The sequence below is a fragment of the Novosphingobium fuchskuhlense genome (assembly GCF_001519075.1).
In the GTDB taxonomy this organism is placed as follows: Bacteria; Pseudomonadota; Alphaproteobacteria; order Sphingomonadales; family Sphingomonadaceae; genus Novosphingobium; species Novosphingobium fuchskuhlense.
The window spans coordinates 66,600-84,564 of record NZ_KQ954246.1; the positions used below are offsets into that span (position 1 = coordinate 66,600).

Here is a 17,965-nt window from a genome sequence, read left to right on the forward strand (position 1 = left end):
CCGGGGCGGGCAGGGGAATGGCATGGCTGAATTCGGTTTGCTGAACTGGGCTATTGTCATTGCCTATCTATGCATCACTGTCGCAATAGGCCTGTTTGCAAGCCGCAGCGTTGCCAGTGCTTCGGACTTTCAGTTGGGATCGCGCAACCTCCCGTGGTGGGCGCTAGGGGTCTCGGTTGTCGCGACCTATGTGAGCGCCCTGTCATTTCTGGGCGCACCGGCCTGGGCTTATGGGTCGGGCATGGCTGCGTTGGCAATCCACATGAACTACCCGCTGGTGGTGTTTGTGGTGGTCACCGTTCTGCTGCCATTCTTCTTCAACAGCGGCGCGCCATCAATTTATGAGTACCTTGAGCACCGTTTTGGAGTGAGAACGCGCTCGGTACTCGCACTCATTTTCATGTTTTCGCAGGTCATCACATCGGCCTCGATCGTAGTTGCCGCATCAGTTGTGACCACATTCGTCACCGGCATCGATGTCCACACCAGCATCCTCATCATCACCGCTCTGGTGCTGGGCTACACAATGGTCGGCGGGCTCGAGGCTGTAATCTGGACCGATGTCCTGCAGGCCACGATTCTCTTCGCCGGTGCCGGTGTTATCCTGTGGAATCTGCTGCACGGCCCGACTCCGCTGGATGAAGCGCTGCATCAACTGCGCGCAGCGGGCAAACTGCAGGCCCTGAACACCGCGCTGGACTTCACGATCGCACCTACCGTCTGGGCCGGCGTTGGAGCAATGACCCTTTATCACATCACAGTCTACGGTGCGAACCAGATGATGGTGCAACGCGCTCTTGCTGCAAAGAATATTGGCGATGCGAAAAAGAGCTATTTGACGATGGGCTATGCCGGCTTCGTCATCTACTTCCTGTTCTTTCTCATCGGTGCACTGCTCTACGTTCACTTCAAGGGGGTGCCGTTCAAGCAGCCAAACGAGATCATTCTGATCTACGCACAGAGCCTTCAGATTCCGGGCTTGATGGGGCTGCTCGCCGCGGCGATCCTCTCTGCAACGATGTCGGCCTTGTCGGCTTCGTTCAATTCCCTCGCAACAACCTCGGTGGCCGATTTCTACCAGCGCTTCTACAATCGCAACGGAAGCGACGGGCAGTATCTCTGGGCGTCGCGGGGATTCACCCTGATGTGGGGGGTGATCTCGATCCCGATCTCCTATGCCTTTGTCGGCAGTGGCGGCTCCATTCTTGAACGACTGACCGAAGTCGGCTCCTTCTTCGTTGGCGCCCAGTTGGCGACCTTTGGTCTCGGGGCATATTCCAAGCATACAACCGAAGATGGTTTGCTCATCGGTATTGCTGCGAGCTTCGTCACCCTGGCCATCGTGGTTTATGGATGTCCGCCGCTCGGCCTTGCTCCCGTCAATGTTGCCTGGCCCTGGTATGTGGTGATTGGTGGCTCCGCCAATATCGCCGTAACTTTGCTGGCTAGCCAAATGCTTCATGGCAGCAAATCCGATTGGCATGAGTATACGGTGCCCGGCCAAAGGCTTCGGTTTATTCGCGAGGGCTTGCCTCAAATGCAGGACGGTTGGCACTTGGTGCCGGGCAGGATTGATCGACCGGTCTGGGGGCTTCTTGTCTGGTTCGGATTGATCGTCGCATTCCTTGCCTATTTCCAGACCCTTGGTTGATGTCATCGCCAACAACCGGGAATCTGGCTAGGCTATGACCGGCATTTGCAAAGCCAAGCAGATCGTTCTGGCATATCACGCCATGCTGGATACTGCAGGCGAGGGTGAGGCAGGCAGCCTGTTGCAGGCGCACGTTGCACCTGACTACAAATGGCGCGGCACTTACCCTCTGGGGGAAGACCTCGATGCCCATCAGGTTGCTGCGCAAGTGCTTGAGCCGCTTATGCGCGCATTTTCGAAACGCCAATGGCGACGCGACATTTTTTTCGCTGGACACAATGATGCCGGCGATGAACGCGCCATCTGGACCTGCTCCATGGGCCACCTGATGGGCCTCTACGACAGGCCCTGGCTGGACATCCCGGCAACCGGAAAGATCGCCTCGCTGCGATTTGCCGAATTTCACGAGGTGCGAAACGAAAGCATAAACCAGACCGCGATCTTCTTCGATGTGGTTGGCCTGATGCAGCAGGCCGGATGTTACCCCCTCCCGCCGGCAACGGGATGCTATTTCATCTATCCTGGACCACGCAGGCATGATGGCCTGCTGTGGGGCGAGAGTGACCCGGCAGAGGGCGCTGCGACCCTGGAACTGGTCAACCGCATGATCGCCGATCTCGATGCTCTGAACCGGAGCGGCGTCGATCGCTGTTCGCCTGAGTATCTTGCCCGAACGTGGCATGATGACATGGTGTGGTATGGCCCTGCCGGCATCGGGGCCACCATGTCGATCACGCGCTATCAGGCGCAGCACCAGTTCCCGTTTCGTGAGGGCCTGGCCGACAAAGTCTATAATGGTCACATCGCGCGCTTCGCCGAAGGCTCCTATGCAGGCTTTTTCGGCTGGCCAAACCTTACGAACCGCCCGGCAGGCGGCTTTCTCGGTCTCCCTGCATCTCAGACCCCAGGAGATATGCGCGTCGTCGACATCTACCGCCGCGACGGTGACAAATTGGCCGAGAACTGGGTATTCATGGACATACCCTGGTATCTCAAGATGCAGGGTCTCGATATCTTTGCTCGCATGCGCACGATGAACGCATTGCCTTAGGCATCCATGCCATCAGGCACCGCAATGATCCCAAGATTGCGGGCCTTGTTGAATTCGCGCAGCCGCCCGAGGACGTCTACGCCCACTTGCCTGTAGAGATCGAGCAAATCGACCAGCACCCAGTTCTCGCGGATCAGGCCGCCCTCAACTCGCCAGAAATCGAGGCTGCGAAGCAGAACCTCTTTGCCGGCCGGCGCAATCCCCATCCAGCCGTCGTGTGAAAGCGTCAGGCGCATATTGGGCCAGCCCGTTTCGCATACATAGTCGCCTTCGCTGACCCAGTGCGACATCAGATCACCCATCGCATCGAGTTTGCGGTCAGGCATGGCTCGCAGAAACGGGATCTGGTGCCAGTTGCGAAATCCCGAAATGCCCCTGGCAGTGCCGATGCCAGCTGGGCCATACCAATTGAAGCGGGGGTGCCAGTACTTTTCAAGTTGCATGATCTTGGGGTCCGGATTGGCCGGATGGCGGCACAAATCCTCCAGCATGGCGACGACATGGTCGAGTGCGGCTTTGCCATCCCCTGAAACACGCAGACCATCTCCGCTCATCGGTGCGGGGGTGCACAGGTAGGCACCCAATTGCGGCGCCATCGGCCAAGCCCCCGCCTGCATCATGAGTTCGGGAATGTCCCAGATCGCCTGCATCTCGACGATCCGACCGTGTTCAATCCGAAAAAACTCGTGATAACGCATGTGTGCCAAACGCCCGGTCGGCGGGATGTCGAGGAATGGTGCCACGAGCGTCCCCATGAAATTGCCCATGCAGCCGATCCAGTCGCTTCCTTCAGGTGTCGTCCCACCAACCACGATCATGTCGCGCCGTTCCAGATCCGGCATGGCGCTCAGAAGCGGAGCAAGACAGTGATCAAAGAAGGCTGCCGGACCAACAAGATCGCCGAAGGGGTGGCACATCCTGATTTCAACGCTCTCGTCCATAACGGTCTTGAGCATGGCCCGCGCCGGTTTTGCATCGACGGCTGAAAGTGCCTTCTGGAGCGGCGCAATCGCGGACTTGAGGAGCTTCTCTGACATCGACGGTCCTTCTTTCTTTGTCACGCTTGATCGGGCGTGAGAATCATTCTGGCTGGTTCGGCCTGTCGCGGCAGATTGTAGAAATCAGCGGCCGTATCGTGGAACATCTGCTGCCGCTCGGAGCTGGAAAGCCCGGCGGTCAGCTGGAAGTATCGGCGCCAGACTTGTCCATACCCCATGGCGAGCTTGTCGACCGGGAAGTTCGAGCCGAAGGCGATGCGCGAAGGGCCAAATGCGTCGAGCGCTGTATAGAATTGCTCGCGAATGCTGTCGGCAGACCAGCGCTTGTCGAACATGCCAAAGCCGGACAGCTTGCAGATGACGTTCGGCAGTTTGGCGAGACGACTGATACCACGCTTCCAGCATGCCCTGCCTTCAGGAGAGAAATCGCTCAGGCTGCCGCCATGGCAAAGCGCGACCCGAAGATTCGGCACCTTCCTGAGGAGCTTTGCCGCGCGCTCCATCTGCCCAGGAATCAGTTGCAGATCGAAGCTCAAACCGCGCTGCGCAAGGTGAATAAGCCCTTCGAGAAAAGCAGGATTGTCGAGCAGCGCATCGCTGCCCGAGTCACGATCCTCTTCTGCGCTGCGGCCCACGATCTGCCGAATGCCGCGCAAGGCATTTGCAGCGCAATGGTCGTCCAGTCTTGGGGGCAGGCGGGCTGCAGTCAGATCGCAAAAGGCAACGATAGCGCTCGGCAGCCCGTGCCGGCGGTGCTGATCCTGCAACCAGAGCGTTTCTGCGAGCTCGTCACCGCTGTCGACCCCGACCTGGATGTGGACGCTCGCAACAATGGGCAAGGCGCCGATATCATCGCGAAATTCGGTCACACCGTAGTTGCGCTGAATTGGAGCGGGATCGCCAAAGAAGCGCACCACACTCTGCTTCATGAGCCAGGGATAGCGATGCTCGGCACCGAGGTCCCACAGGTGATGGTGGGCATCGACGATGCGGGAAACGCCCTTCATGGTTGCAGCCATGCGCTTTCGACTTGCCGCATGACCGCGATGTCATCCCAGACCGTCACTTCTTCGCGGACGCGGCCGTTGATGATGCGGAAGTGCGATACTGCGAGAATGTGCAGCGGCGCACCGGTCGGATTGCCGTAGCGCCCCTTTCCGCGATGATGACCGGACAGCGACCAGCGCACCGCAACATCCCGCGCGTCGCCAAGATAAGGAATTTCTGCAATGTGCTCGAAACGCATATGCGCGTCGGGAATGGCATCGCGGATGCCTTGTTGCCATTGCCAGGCCTGATCAGGACCATAAAGGAAGATCCCGCCAGGGACCCACGCATTAAGCCGGAAGTCGGACAACTTTCGGGCGCAGGCCTCGCTCGGCTGCGCCCAGCGCGCGCGAAGCAGTTCTGTGGCGATCCGTGCCGCCGGCGTCTGCACGGGCGTATCAGGTGCTTCGAACACGGCAGACCAGTAAGGCGCGAGCTTCTCGATGAGCGACGTGCCCACAGCTCTGTCCGCAGCTGCCTGCCTCTTCGCAACCTGCGCCGCATCAAAACCGAGCTGGTTCACCAGCGCCAGATTGTCGCGCACCAGCCATTCCTCAACCACCCGGTTCTCGCGGCACAGGCAGTCGGCGACTGTGCGCACCAGAACCTGCTGACCGGTGGCTGGGCCGAAATCGCTCTCGCCCAGATTGGTCATTTTTGATGTTATAAGATGCGAGGAGAGGAAGGTGCCTTCCCCTTCCTGAGACCACACGACGTTGTCACCATCGAGGCGGCGATCGGGAAATGCGCGGAGGGTCGCCCAGGTATTGTCGACAACTGTTTGAGCACCGACAATCGGTCCGGCAAGCGTGTGAATGATGCAGTCTTTTGCATACCATTTAAGACACAGATCAACTTCGCGATCATGCCAGATCCGCTCCGTTATCCGGATGATATAATGCGGGAAATCGACGAACTCCGGATCGAAGCCAGGCAGATCCATGCGCCGTTCCGCGCCTGGGTTCATCATCGTGTCTATGTCGGTCACGCTGACCATGGTTACAGATTCGGGCACGTGAAGCTTCCGTTACTGGGCCGTCCAGCCACCGTCGATCACGAGGCTGTGCCCGGTGATCATCGCGGCGGCCGGGGATGCAAGATAGATGACTGCGGCAGCGATCTGGTCAGGGCTGGCCAATTGGCTCATCGGAATCATCCGATCGACAAATGCAGCGAAAGACGGATCGGACAGCATCCGCTCGGTCATGGGCGTTTTTACAAATGTCGGAGCGATGCAATTGACCCGAATTCCTGCGGGGGCAAGCTCGACTGCCATGGCCTTGGCGAGCCCCTCGATCGCATGTTTGGTCATACAGTAAACAGTGCGATTGGGTGATCCGACGTGGCCCATCTGGCTCGTCATATGTATGATCACGCCGCCCGAGGGCATTCCTCGGGCGATGCTTCTGGCAACGCGGAACGGTGCCCGGACATTGAGCGCCAGCAACTGGTCAAGCGTCTCATCAGCAACATCGACAAATGGTTGCGGATGATTGGTGCCGGCATTGTTGACGAGCAGGTCAAAGGGTTGCTCCCGCTCGATTGCTTCGATTAGCGCGTCACTTGTCACATCCAGCGGCCATGCGGTGAAGGCTGGTCCAAACTCAGCCCGCGCCGAGTCCAGTTCGGCCGAAGGACGAGCGACGCCCACAACGTGCATTCCGGCGTCCAGCAGCGACAAGCAAATCGCACGTCCCAACCCTTTGCTTGCGCCGGTTACGATTGCGCGCTTGCCTGCGAGAGGACCGCTCATCACACCCTCAGTTCCGCACCATTCGGGGCAATGTGTCACCTCCGCGCACCTGGACGACAATCGCTGCTGTCAAGCCGGTGTTTCGCATGGCGCGACGGCAGCCACGCGGAACCGTAATGGTATCGCCCGGGCCGCAGTTCAGTGTCTCATCGGCAATTGTGATCTCGATGCTTCCCTGTTGGACAAACCAGACATCGGGCACGTCAAAGATATGGTCAGGGACATATGCGCTGGCTGCCAGCGTAACCTCGCTCACCGAAAAACCGTGTGGCCAGGTGATCGGTTCCGCACCGACCAGTCCGCGATCCGTCACACCACTGATGCCGGAAAACACGGCGGATGGCCGCGCGCTGCCATGCCGAAGCACGCATTGCTCGAGTTCACTTGAGCCCACCAGCCTCATGCTCTCGACTTGTTCGCGAGTGGTCGCCGGCATGATCCTCGCGTTCGGGGGAATCGTCTGTCCCTTTGCCGCATCGATCAGGGTCCCGTCCTCGAGTAGAACAAGGCCATAATTCTTGGCCATCTCGAAGACATATGGCGCCCAGAGGACATGCCCGGGATCATCGCCACCGAGCACGGCCCAAAGAAAGCCCGTTTCTGTTCCGATGTTCTCAAAACCCCGGAAGATGCCAGTCGGGATCGAGATCAGATCGCCGGGGCCCATCGTTACCTCGCCATCTGTGGCATGTTCGCCAGTCATGAATTTCCACTGGCCGGAGTGGACGTAGAATACTTCGACTGTGTCATGGCTATGCTGCGAATTCAGGCAGCCAGGTGGTTGCCGCGCGCCGCCTATGTTGAAGCCGTGGGCTTCGGTGATGTGGACGAACTGATTGGGATTCTCGGCCACCCCGGGGCCGATGATCGTGAAGTTTTCCTTCTGGTCCGAACCTGGAGAGCGTGTGTCGATGAACGCATCGCGGCATGGGGCGAGATGCGCATAGCGCACGATCCGCGCCTCAAGCGAACTGCCTTCCTGCTGAGGAATTGTATCGTGCATGAAAGACTCGCTCCGTTTGTCTGTTCAAGGGCAGCCTCAGCAACGCATGCGGACGTTTGCGATCGCTATGTCCGCAGTGGCGCCCGAGCGGAGGTTGCCTGCCTCCATCCGCCATGCCGCCCGGAGCACAAGATGCGCCTTCAGCTATCCTCTGCTCCCACTTAGAGGGCAAAAATGCATTCGCAGTCAATTCAAATATTCAGGTCATGCCAATAATCCGCATCGGCGCGGTATGGCGAGGTCGGTGCTCAACAGAGCTCAACAGACCGCCGCAAGCGCTTGCGAGGAGCGAGCGCGAGCTATTGCTTGAAGGCCCAGCTGACCTGCAAGGCTCGTCATTGTCCGGCCGGGGCTTTGCCATGCCCTTCTTGGCAATCGCGGGACAGCCGCCAGCGATTGCGCAAGCAACTTGTGCCGGTTCACGGCTCCTGATATGACTGCGAATGCATATATGAATTGGATGGGACAGGAAGCGACACATGACAGGCAATCTCGATACGGCCCGCGCATTCTTCGAAGCCTGCGAAACCGGGCAGGGTTGGGGAGCATGTCAGCCCTACTGCCATCCCGACGCTGGCTTTTCGGCGCAATCCGGGGCCATCGCAGAGATCACCACGCTCGCCGCCTATGCGGACTGGATGCAAGGCCTGCTGACCATGCTGACCGATGGCTCCTATGATCTGACCGCGTTCGCCGAGGATCCAGAGCGGGCGACTGTCGCTGCCTGCGCCGTGTTTACGGGCACGCACAACGGCGCAGATGGTCCCGTGGCAGCGACCGGTCTGCAAGCACGTTCCGATTATGCTTATGTGATGAAGTTCAAGGATGGAAAGATCAGCCACATGACCAAGATCTGGAACGATGGCTGGGCGCTCAAGCAGCTCGGCTGGGCCTGAGGAAAAAGAACATGGCCAACGCACCGCAGCATCCGTTCCGCGCACGATATGAGAACTTCATCAGCGGCAAGTTTTTGCCGCCCGCTTCTGGCCGGTACTTTGCCAACCCGACACCTGTGGACGGAACCGTGCTGTGCGAAGTTGCCCGTTCCGATGCTGCGGATATTGAGCTTGCGCTCGATGCTGCACACCGCGCAGCCCCGAACTGGGGGACCACCTCCGCGGCGGAACGTGCAGGTATCCTGAACCGGATCGCTGATCGGATGGAAGAGAACCTTGCGCTCCTCGCGCAAGCGGAAAGCTGGGACAACGGCAAGCCTCTACGCGAGAGCATGGCTGCCGACCTCCCGCTGGCAATCGATCATTTCAGGTATTTCGCCGGCTGCATCAGGGCCCAGCAGGGTGGGCTCTCCGAGATCGACAGCCAGACGGTCGCGTACCATTTCCACGAACCGCTCGGCGTGGTCGGTCAGATCATTCCGTGGAATTTCCCGCTGCTCATGGCTGCCTGGAAGATTGCTCCGGCGCTCGCGGCCGGCAACTGCATCGTCCTCAAGCCGGCAGAGCAGACACCGGCGTCGATCATGATCTGGGCCGAGCTTGTCGGTGATCTCCTACCCGCAGGAGTCATCAACATTGTCAACGGTTTCGGACTCGAAGCCGGCAAGCCGCTTGCCAGTTCGCCGCGCATATCCAAGATCGCGTTCACCGGTGAGACGTCCACTGGGCGCCTCATCATGCAGTATGCATCGGAAAACATCATTCCGGTCACGCTTGAGCTTGGCGGCAAGTCGCCCAACATATTCTTCGCCGACGTTGCGCAAGAGGACGACGAATTCCTCGACAAGGCAATCGAGGGCTTCGTCATGTTCGCGCTCAATCAAGGAGAGGTTTGTACTTGCCCCTCGCGTGCGCTGATCCACGAGAGCATCTATGACCGGTTCATGGAGCGGGCACTCGCACGCGTTGCTCAGATCAAGCAGGGCCATCCGCTTGATATGGAGACCATGATCGGAGCTCAGGCCAGCACTGAACAGGTCGAAAAAATCCTCTCGTATCTTGATCTTGGTGAGATGGAGGGAGCACTTACACTGATCGGCGGAGGTCGAGCGTCAGTGCCGCCTGCGCTGAAGGGGGGCAACTATATCCAGCCGACGGTGCTCAAGGGGCACAATGGAATGCGGGTCTTCCAGGAGGAGATTTTCGGTCCGGTTGTCTGCGTGACCACGTTCAAGGATGAGGCCGAAGCGCTTTCGATCGCGAACGATACCTTGTACGGACTCGGCGCAGGCGTCTGGAGCCGCGATATCAGCACCTGCTATCGCATGGGGCGTGGCATCAAGGCAGGCAGGGTCTGGACCAATTGTTATCACGCCTACCCTGCTCACGCCGCATTTGGAGGCTACAAGCAGTCCGGTATCGGCCGGGAAAATCACCTGATGATGCTGTCGCATTACCAGCAGACCAAGAATCTGCTGGTGAGTTATGCGCCGCAGAAGCTTGGCTTTTTCTGAGGGGAACTCCCGTATGATCCGTGCGACAGCTGCTGCTGTCAGTCTGCTGAAGTCGATCAGGGCGGATCATGGAGAAGTGATCTTTCATCAATCAGGTGGTTGCTGCGATGGCTCGAGCCCCATGTGCTTTCCTGACGGAGAGTTTCGGCTGGGTGCGAACGACGTATTAATTGGTCAGATTGACGGAACGCGCTTCTACATGTCGGCTCATCAGCTCGAGAAATGGGGGCCTCGCTCCCTTCTTCTCGACGCTGTTCCCGGGCGTGGCGGCATGTTCTCGCTCGACAATGGCCGGGAAGCGCGCTTCCTATTGCGCGCTGACCGTGACAAGCCGTCGGACGGTGCGAGCTCTGCGGACTAGCACGACGGAGACGCTTTGAAGGCTTCCATCACCGCCAAACGGCTCAGAGCGTGCTAGCAGATTTTGGCCTTGCAGCCCCTATCGCGATCTCATTTTCCATCGCTGGCTATCCAGCCACGCGCGCCTATCGGGCAAGCAACTTGCAGAGCGTTATCGTCGGTATCTTGCCGGCCGCCGTCGTCGCGCCGAAGTTCAGAACTTCAGGATTGCCCTGGAATCGCGGCCAGCGCGGCAGGCCAGGGCCATTGGGATCGCCGGTGCGGGCAAAGTTCAGCCAGTATTGCTGCATCTGCCGGTTTAGGGCCTCGTCTTGCGGCGCTGCGGGAAGCCAGGCATCGGCCGTGCCGAAGACATAGGGGATTTCCGCCCCGTGATAGGCGCCGAGGCCGTGCCCGCCGGGCCGCACGCGCTTGAAGCGGTAGGCGAAGACAGGTTTGCCGCTGGCGGACGTCGCTGCGGCCATGCGTGCGGCGGGGCAGTGGAATGCCTTGCCCGAACTCACCGCTTCGACGCGGTCCGTCAGGCTTCCCCCGCGCCGGTCAATCAGGGCCAGCACCAGCTTCGCCTTGGCCGCCGGCAAACCCGTGAGCTCATCCGCCAGCGCAGCCTTGAGGCCGGGTTCGTCAGCCGGGAGATACATGCGGTACTCGTCGGCATTGCTGCCGATCAGGAGCGGCACGCGGCTGCGGCGCGGCCATGGCGCGACGGGGGTGTGGAAGCGGCCCCGCAGCTTCTCGTCCTGCAGCGCGACCAGTGCCTGCCAGGGCAGCGCGCGCAGGCTCTCGGCGGTGATCGCCGGATCGAACAGGCCTCGGGCAAAAGCCTCTGCCTCCGCCTGCGTGGTCACGCCATCGGGCGCGAGATAGCCGCTTTCGATCACCGCGCGGGCAAACAGCTTCTCCGCGCCCGGCATGGTGGCGAGCACGGCGATATCGATGCCCCCGGCGGATTCGCCGACCAGCGTCACGCGGGCGGGATCGCCGCCGAAGGCCGCGATATGGGCCCTGACCCAGCGCAGCGCGGCGATCTGGTCTTGCAGGCCCTGCCGCCCGCCCGCGTCCGCGCCCAGCGCGGGATGCGCGAAAAAGCCGAGCAGCCCCAGCCGGTAGGCAACCGAGACGACCACGACGCCTTCCCGGGCGAGCACGTCGCCGCGGTAGTTTGGCTCGTAGGCGTAACCGTTCTCGTTCGAGCCGCCGTGAATCCAGACCAAGACCGGCAGGGGCCGCGCTTGGGCCGGCTGAGGCGTCCAGACGTTGAGGTAGAGGCAGTCCTCGCTGATCCGCTCGATACCGGGAACGACCGCCGCATCGGCGCCCATGGCGGCGGCGACGCGGCGATACCAGCGCGTGTTGCCTTCGCCTTGCGGGCAGACCGGCGCGAAGCGGGCGGCGTCGACCGTGCCCGTGGCGCCGTCAGCGGGGAGGGGCTCGGGCGGCCGCCAGCGCAGCGGCCCGACCGGCGGGCGCGCATAGGCGATGCCGCGAAACGAGGCGGTCCCGTTCGGCTCTCGCACTCCTATCAGGGTCTGAGCGCCGATCCGGACAGTCGGTGCGCCCTCGGCCCGCGCCAGACCAGGCAGCAGCGCAAGCAGCAATGCGAGGCCTCGCCACATTCGCCCGCGCATGACCTTGCCCCTTATAGAAACGGCAGTTCCACCAGCCGCGCTGCGGTCACGCCGGCAGGCCGCATGATCTCGACCATGTCGCCCGCCTGCGCCTCTACAGCAACCAGCGCATAGCCGATATTCGCCTTGAGCCGAGGCGACCACACGCAATTGGTCATGACGCCTACGTTCGCGCCGCGCAGCCGGATTGCCTCATGCGCGAAACCGAGCGGGGCCGGGGAGCTGCCATCGAGGATCAGACCGAGCTGATGGCGGCGCGGCCCTTCCGCAGCGATGCGGCGCAGCGCGGCGATGCCGAGCGTGTCGTCCGGCACATCGAGATTGACGTATTTGCCGAGCCGCACCTCAAAAGGATTGGTATCGGCATCGGTGTCGCCGCCGACCGAGAGCAGGCCGCTTTCGGTGCGTTCGGCCGAGGTCGGCGCGCCGGGGCCGATGCCGTGGGGCTGCCCGGCCTCTTTAAAGATGTTCCACAGCCGCGTGCCGTGGCGGCCATCGCGCAGGTAGATCTCGAATCCGCCCTGCTTCGACCAGCCCGAACGCTGGACGGTGACCGGAATGCCCTCGATCTCGGCATCGCGGAACCAGAAGTATCTGAGGCCGCGCACCCAGTCGCCCATGACCGTGGCGACCACATCCTCAGCCTTGGGTCCCTGGAGGGCCATGGGCGAGACGTCGGGCTCGCTGACCGCGACATCGAGCCTGCGTTCGGCGACGATGGCATTGGCCCAGAGCCAGATGTCGCTGTCGGCAATCGAGAACCAGTAGAGATCATCGGCGTGCTTGAGCAGGATGGGATCGTTGATCACCGTGGCGCGATGGTTGCAGATCGGCGCATATTTGCCCTGGCCGGGCTTGCAGGTCGAAACATCGCGCACGGTGAGGATCTGTGCGAGACGGCCCGCATCCGGCCCCTTGAGCTCGACCTGCCGCTCGACGCCGACATCCCACTGCGAGACGCCTTCGATCAGCCGCCAGTACTCGGCCTCGGGATCGCCGTAGGTCGTGGGCATGATCATGCGGTTGTAGATGCTGGCGGAGGCCATGCCTTCCGCGAGCGTCGCTTCGTAGAAGGGCGAAGTGCGCAGCCGCGCGGTCGGAAACACGGCAACCATACATTCTCCTCCGGACAGCCTCAGCTCGGCAAGGCTCGCATCCCGCATCGCGCCATGGCAATCGATTTGTGGTTCAGCAGATATGAGCGTTGCTCATGTCGCAGGCTCGCGCAATCCGGCCAGCGCCGGGTCGTTTTCCACCTGCTCGCGCATCCAGGCATGAAACGCGCGGACATGCGGTGCCTCGGCGCGTGTTTCGGGGCTGGCGATGTACCAATGGAAGTCGGGCTTCACGTCATGCTCGGGGAAGGGGCGTACCAGCACCCCGGCGGCGAATTCCTCGGCGGCATAGGGCTCCATCCCTAGCGCTACGCCGTGTCCACGTGCGGCCATACGCAGCGCGTGATCATAGCTGTCAAAGCGAAGCCCAGCATCGGGGTCGATCGCAGTAAGTCCGACCGCGCCCAGCCAGACCTGCCAATCGCCGCGTGATGGGTGGACCTGCAGGATGGCCTGCCCGGCAAGATCGCCAAGAGCGTGCAGGGTCTCGGCAAGGCGCGGCGTGCAGACGGGATACAGCCGCGGGGTAAACAGATAGGTCGTCCGGACGCGGACAGCGGGTGGTTTCCCGATCAGCAGCGCGACATCGCAAGTGTCATCAGTCAAATCGGGATCATCCTGCGCGGTGGTCAGCCGGATCACGACACCGGGGCAGCGTTTCTGGAAACTCGCGATCCGGGGCATGAGCCAGCGCACCGCGACGGTCGAGTAGGTCTGGATCGTCAGGTCGTCGGGCCGGGTCAGGCGATTGAGCGCGCGCATGCCCTGATCGATCGCGTCGAAGGCGGTCCGGACATGGCGGTGAAAGGCCTCGCCAGCCTGCGAGAGCTCGATGCCCCGCGCCGTGCGCGTGAAGAGATGCACGCCAAGGCTGTCCTCAAGAAACTTGATCTGGTGCGAGACTGCGGACTGCGTGACATGAAGTGCCTCGGCCGCACCGCGAAAACTGCCGGCGCGGGCGGCGGCATCGAAAGTGCGCAGAGCATTCAGCGGCGGGAGCCGGGTGTGCATGGGCAGGGTCTCGCATGAGTTTCTTTCATCGGCAACAGCGCAAGGGGGCGAGCAAGCCGAAGGGGCGCGGCCATGCACTATCAAAGCAAGTTCATGGCTGGCCCATGCGGTCGGACCGAGCATCCTCCATCTTTGTCTGGCGATTGCAACTCCTGCCGATCCGCCTGCAGGTGGCCAGGGCGGCATTTGTGATAACACTCAGGCGCGATCTGTGATGGCCATCTCAACGCTTCCAACATGGAGATCACGTGTTGGCACGCTCGTTGGAGCGCTTTGTCGATCTGGCTGAACTCTTGCCGGCGTTAGTCATGCAGAAGCTTGCCCATTCGGCCATGAGCGCTTTGCGCTTCTCGAGATAGTCGGTTCGCCGATAGGCGGCCTCGACTTTGTTCGCGACCGTATGCGCAAGCGCTGCTTCGGCAACTTCGCCGGGGAAGTTCGTCTTCTCGGCCACCCAATCCCGGAACGATGAACGAAAGCCGTGAACCGTAACCTGCAGATCCTTGTCCCGCAGGATCTTGAGCAAGGTCATATCCGAAAGCGGGCGTTTGGGATTTGAGCCGGGAAAGACGAGATCGCTGGCCGGAGCTCTCAGCGCTTCTGCCCGCGCCAGCACGTTCAGTGCGGCGTCAGACAGCGGAACGATATGAACCACGCCGGCCTTCATGCGATCCGCAGGTACAGTCCATAGCCTCTTCTTGAGATCGAATTCCTTCCACTCACAACCTCTGATCTCACCGGAGCGGGCGGCGGTGAGAATGAGAAGCTCCAGCGCAAGCCGGCCCATCGACTGCCGCTCGCGAAGAGAGGTAATGAATGCTGGAACATCGCCATACGGCATCGCATCATGATGCGATTGCTTGCGGGGCTGACGCGGCAACCCCCTTGCGACGGAGCGCAGCGGCGCTTCGGTGTCGCGCAGGCCCTTGGCGCAGGCCCAGTCGAGTACCGCGGCGATCCGTTGGCGAACTCGCCTTGCGGTTTCAGGTTTGGTGAGCCAGATGGGAGCCAGCACGTCCCTGATCGCCGGGCCTTCAACCTCGGAGACCAGACGATCGCCGATCGACGGGAAAGCATAGGTCTCGAGCGTGTTGATCCACTGGTTCTGGTGCTTGCCGTTTTTCCAGGCCGCCTTGTGCTCGCCATGAACCATCTTGGCCGCTTCCCGGAATGTCGGGATCTCAACCTCGACCTTTCTGCGTTCGGCAACGACATCAACGCCGGCCCTCATCTGCTTCCGGATATCCCGCGCCGATTCGCGCGCTTGGGCTAGGCTCACATCGGCGAGCGTGCCCAGGCCGATGTCCCGCCGCTTTCCTTTGGTCTGCACCCTGAGTAGCCAGCTGCCGCGCCCCTGGGCCGCCAGTCTGAGGATGAGACCTTCGCCATCGGAATAGGTGCCGGGTTCCTTCAGGTTTTTGACCGCGATTGCACTCAGTTTTCCCATTGGGCTTGCCTTTCCAGCCCCACACTCAGCCCCACACTCGGTGTGGGATTGGATGGAACATATATAGAACACTGCGGACGCGCAATATGGAGAAAATCCAGCATTTCTGCGGGTTTATGGATATTTGCGGTGCTGTGTGGAAGCAAGCCTGGCGGAGACGGAGGGATTCGAACCCTCGGTACCGGATTTACCAGTACGACGGTTTAGCAAACCGTTGGTTTCAGCCACTCACCCACGTCTCCGGATCGCAGCGGCGAAGGCGCGCTATAGCGAGGGACTTGGGGGGCGGCAAGGGCTTCGTTTGGAGCTTTGTGCGGTGATTTGTCAGGCCTACGCCGGATTCGCCTCGGCGCGAAATCGACTCGGCTCATCGCCGGTTCATTGTGCCCGATGAAGAGATGAGCGTCTGATAGCGTGACAGAAGTTCCGGCCAGACAATCAATAATGGGTCGCAAGATGGGAATCGTGCAATGAAGCTGTTCCAGAGCATCGCGTTCGGGCTTGCCGCGTGGGCCTTGCCGTTTGGCGCAGCCGCCGAGGCGCAAGTGCAGCAGATCGATCCCAACACAGCGATCGATGGCGACCTCCAGGCCGCGCCAGCCACGCCGCCGCCCGCGCGGGAACCGGCTCCGGCCACCTCGCTGCCTGCGGCGCCGCGCGTGGGTGATCCCGGGTTTGCCTCGCCCGCAGCAGGGCCCATTTCAGCGAGCGAGCCGCCGGTTCCGGGCATGACGTCGGTCCCCGCTGCACCGCCGCGCGCCGCAGCGGATGGCAACACCTACCGCGAGGACGACCTGATCGGTGCGGCGGAAGGCGTGTTCGGCAAAGGTGCCAAGGGGCTGGCACTGATGATTCAGGACATCCTGAAGAAGCAGGGCCAGCCGAATGCCTATATTACCGGGCGCGAGGCTGGCGGTGCCGTCGTGGTCGGCGTGCGGTATGGTTCGGGCACGCTGCACCACAAGATCGAGGGTGAACGTCCGGTCTACTGGACCGGGCCTTCCATCGGCTTCGATGTCGGTGCCAACGCTGCCAATACTTTCGTGCTCGTCTACAACCTGCATGACAGCGAAGACCTGTTCCGGCGCTATGGCGCCGGAGAGGGGCAGGCCTACTTCGTTGGCGGCTTCAACGTGAGCTATCTGCGCCGCGGGGACGTGGTGCTGATCCCGGTGCGCTTCGGCGCGGGGCTGCGGCTCGGCGTCAACGGCGGTTACATGAAGTTCCGGCGGACGCAGAACTGGGTCCCGTTCTGAGCAAGGTCGCGCCCCCTTGTGCGCAAGGCGGTTTGAGGGCAAAGGCGCGCCCATGCTCGAGACTCTGAACGCCCAGCCCGCCGATGCGCTGCTTGCGCTGATCAAGCTCCACAATGCCGATCCGCGGCCGACCAAGATCGACCTCGGGGTCGGAGTCTATCGCACCGGCGAGGGTGACACGCCCGTGTTCGGCGCGATCAAGGCCGCAGAGCGCGTTCTGCTCGAAACGCAGGATTCCAAAGCCTATCTCGGGCCAGAAGGCGACATGGGTTTTGTCCATGCGCTGATCCCTTATGTGTTCGGCACCGAGTTTGATCGTTCGCGGGTGGAGGGCATGCAGGCCCCCGGCGGCACCGGCGCGGTGCGGCTCGCAGTGGAAGTGGCCGCGCGTGCGGGCGCCAAGCGCATCCTGATGGGCACGCCTTCCTGGCCCAACCACGCGCAGATTGTCGCGGCGGCGGGGCTTGAGCTCAAGACCTTCAAGCACATGACCGACGAAGGCACGGCCGATCTGGAAGCGCTGCGCGGCGTGCTGGCAGAGGCCGCGCCGGGCGATGTCGTCCTGCTCCACGGCTGCTGCCACAATCCGACCGGCGTCGACTACACCCCTGCACAGTGGGACGAGATTGCGCCGATGGTCGCCGCTGCGGGCGTGCTCCCGCTTATCGATCTGGCCTATCAGGGGCTGGGCGATGGCATGGAAGAAGACGCCTACGGCTTGCGCAAGGTGCTGGCCGCCGTACCGGAAGCGCTGGTTGCCTATAGTTGCGACAAGAACTTCGGGCTTTACCGCGACCGTGTCGGCGCGTTCTATGCCGTGACGGGCGATGCCCAGGCGCTGGCGCATGCCATGGCCAACGGCGCGACGATCGCCCGCGCGAGCTGGTCGATGCCGCCAGACCACGGCGCGGCCGCCGTCCGGCTCATCCTCGGCGATGCCGCGCTGACGGCGCAGTGGATCGACGAGTTGACCGCCATGCGCGCGCGCATGGCTGAAGTGCGCGAGCGTCTCGCCGCCGCGCAGCAGATCGGGCCGATCAACATGGCGCCGCTGGGTCTTCAGAAGGGCCTGTTCTCGATGCTGCCGCTTTCGGGCGAGCAGATCATGGCGCTGCGCGAGCGCCACGGGGTTTACATGGCCGGTTCGGGCCGCGTGAATATCGCGGGCCTGACAACCGGCAATCTCGAGAGCTTCATCAGTGCGCTGAGGGATGTAGCAGCCTGAACCGAGGGGC

General features: G+C 61.7%; 16 protein-coding genes and 1 tRNA gene. 7 read left to right on the top strand and 10 right to left on the bottom strand.

Annotated features, from left to right (window positions below; all coding sequences use genetic code 11):
* The first annotated feature begins 22 nt into the window (after positions 1-22).
* A complete protein-coding gene (locus tag AQZ52_RS14260; RefSeq protein WP_067912377.1) occupies positions 23-1,651 on the top strand; it encodes a sodium:solute symporter family transporter in 1,629 nt (542 codons plus the stop codon).
* 34 nt (positions 1,652-1,685) lie between these two features.
* Positions 1,686-2,702 carry a nuclear transport factor 2 family protein gene (locus tag AQZ52_RS14265; RefSeq protein WP_067912382.1) on the top strand — a complete coding sequence of 339 codons (1,017 nt, stop codon included), beginning with the start codon at positions 1,686-1,688 and terminating at the stop codon, positions 2,700-2,702.
* Here AQZ52_RS14265 and AQZ52_RS14270 read toward each other — a convergent pair.
* From AQZ52_RS14270 to AQZ52_RS14290, 5 genes are read right to left on the bottom strand one after another with little or no spacing between them, the layout of a single operon-like run.
* Complete coding sequence (locus tag AQZ52_RS14270) at positions 2,699-3,739, bottom strand: ester cyclase (RefSeq protein ID WP_067912385.1); 1,041 nt, start codon at positions 3,737-3,739, stop codon at positions 2,699-2,701. The genes AQZ52_RS14265 and AQZ52_RS14270 overlap by 4 nt on opposite strands.
* Positions 3,740-3,759: 20 nt before the next feature.
* Complete coding sequence (locus AQZ52_RS14275; protein WP_205626499.1) at positions 3,760-4,707, bottom strand: amidohydrolase family protein; 948 nt, start codon at positions 4,705-4,707, stop codon at positions 3,760-3,762.
* Positions 4,704-5,762, bottom strand: coding sequence for an ester cyclase (locus tag AQZ52_RS14280; RefSeq protein WP_156424963.1), 1,059 nt, complete (start codon positions 5,760-5,762; stop codon positions 4,704-4,706). Before AQZ52_RS14280 ends, AQZ52_RS14275 begins: the two co-directional genes overlap by 4 nt.
* A 12-nt stretch (positions 5,763-5,774) precedes the next feature.
* On the bottom strand, positions 5,775-6,500 hold the full coding sequence (locus AQZ52_RS14285; RefSeq protein WP_067912391.1) for an SDR family NAD(P)-dependent oxidoreductase: 726 nt from the start codon (positions 6,498-6,500) through the stop codon (positions 5,775-5,777).
* 7 nt (positions 6,501-6,507) lie between these two features.
* Entirely contained in the window at positions 6,508-7,503 is a 996-nt protein-coding gene (locus AQZ52_RS14290) for a cupin domain-containing protein (protein ID WP_067912393.1), read from the bottom strand.
* 479 nt (positions 7,504-7,982) lie between these two features.
* Here AQZ52_RS14290 and AQZ52_RS14295 point away from each other — a divergent pair, with 479 nt between their 5' ends.
* From AQZ52_RS14295 to AQZ52_RS14305, 3 genes are read left to right on the top strand one after another with little or no spacing between them, the layout of a single operon-like run.
* Positions 7,983-8,399 carry an ester cyclase gene (locus AQZ52_RS14295; protein ID WP_067912395.1) on the top strand — a complete coding sequence of 139 codons (417 nt, stop codon included), beginning with the start codon at positions 7,983-7,985 and terminating at the stop codon, positions 8,397-8,399.
* Positions 8,400-8,410: 11 nt separating this feature from the next.
* On the top strand, positions 8,411-9,913 hold the full coding sequence (gene adh, locus AQZ52_RS14300; RefSeq protein ID WP_067912398.1) for an aldehyde dehydrogenase: 1,503 nt from the start codon (positions 8,411-8,413) through the stop codon (positions 9,911-9,913).
* Positions 9,914-9,926: 13 nt separating this feature from the next.
* Positions 9,927-10,274, top strand: a complete 348-nt coding sequence (locus AQZ52_RS14305; RefSeq protein WP_067912401.1) for a DUF779 domain-containing protein — start codon at positions 9,927-9,929, stop codon at positions 10,272-10,274.
* Positions 10,275-10,398: 124 nt separating this feature from the next.
* Here the strand turns inward: AQZ52_RS14305 and AQZ52_RS14310 are convergent, their stop codons facing one another.
* The 5 genes from AQZ52_RS14310 to AQZ52_RS14330 form a co-directional block, all read right to left on the bottom strand.
* Complete coding sequence (locus tag AQZ52_RS14310; RefSeq protein ID WP_082698057.1) at positions 10,399-11,901, bottom strand: carboxylesterase/lipase family protein; 1,503 nt, start codon at positions 11,899-11,901, stop codon at positions 10,399-10,401.
* 11 nt (positions 11,902-11,912) lie between these two features.
* Positions 11,913-13,016 (bottom strand): glycine cleavage T C-terminal barrel domain-containing protein, encoded by a 1,104-nt coding sequence (locus AQZ52_RS14315; protein WP_067912408.1) that lies wholly within the window; start codon positions 13,014-13,016, stop codon positions 11,913-11,915.
* Positions 13,017-13,109: 93 nt separating this feature from the next.
* Positions 13,110-14,027 (bottom strand): LysR substrate-binding domain-containing protein, encoded by a 918-nt coding sequence (locus AQZ52_RS14320; protein ID WP_067912410.1) that lies wholly within the window; start codon positions 14,025-14,027, stop codon positions 13,110-13,112.
* Positions 14,028-14,271: 244 nt separating this feature from the next.
* Complete coding sequence (locus AQZ52_RS14325; RefSeq protein WP_067912413.1) at positions 14,272-15,474, bottom strand: tyrosine-type recombinase/integrase; 1,203 nt, start codon at positions 15,472-15,474, stop codon at positions 14,272-14,274.
* 149 nt (positions 15,475-15,623) lie between these two features.
* A tRNA-Ser gene (locus AQZ52_RS14330) sits at positions 15,624-15,716 on the bottom strand.
* A gap of 228 nt (positions 15,717-15,944) precedes the next feature.
* On the opposite strand from AQZ52_RS14330, the gene AQZ52_RS14335 reads away from it, so the two are divergent.
* Together AQZ52_RS14335 and AQZ52_RS14340 are read left to right on the top strand one after the other, a co-directional pair.
* Entirely contained in the window at positions 15,945-16,730 is a 786-nt protein-coding gene (locus AQZ52_RS14335; protein WP_067912415.1) for a DUF1134 domain-containing protein, read from the top strand.
* Positions 16,731-16,782: 52 nt separating this feature from the next.
* The gene (locus tag AQZ52_RS14340; protein ID WP_067912418.1) at positions 16,783-17,955 is read left to right on the top strand and encodes an amino acid aminotransferase; all 1,173 of its coding nucleotides are present in this window, start codon (positions 16,783-16,785) and stop codon (positions 17,953-17,955) included.
* Positions 17,956-17,965 lie beyond the last annotated feature (10 nt).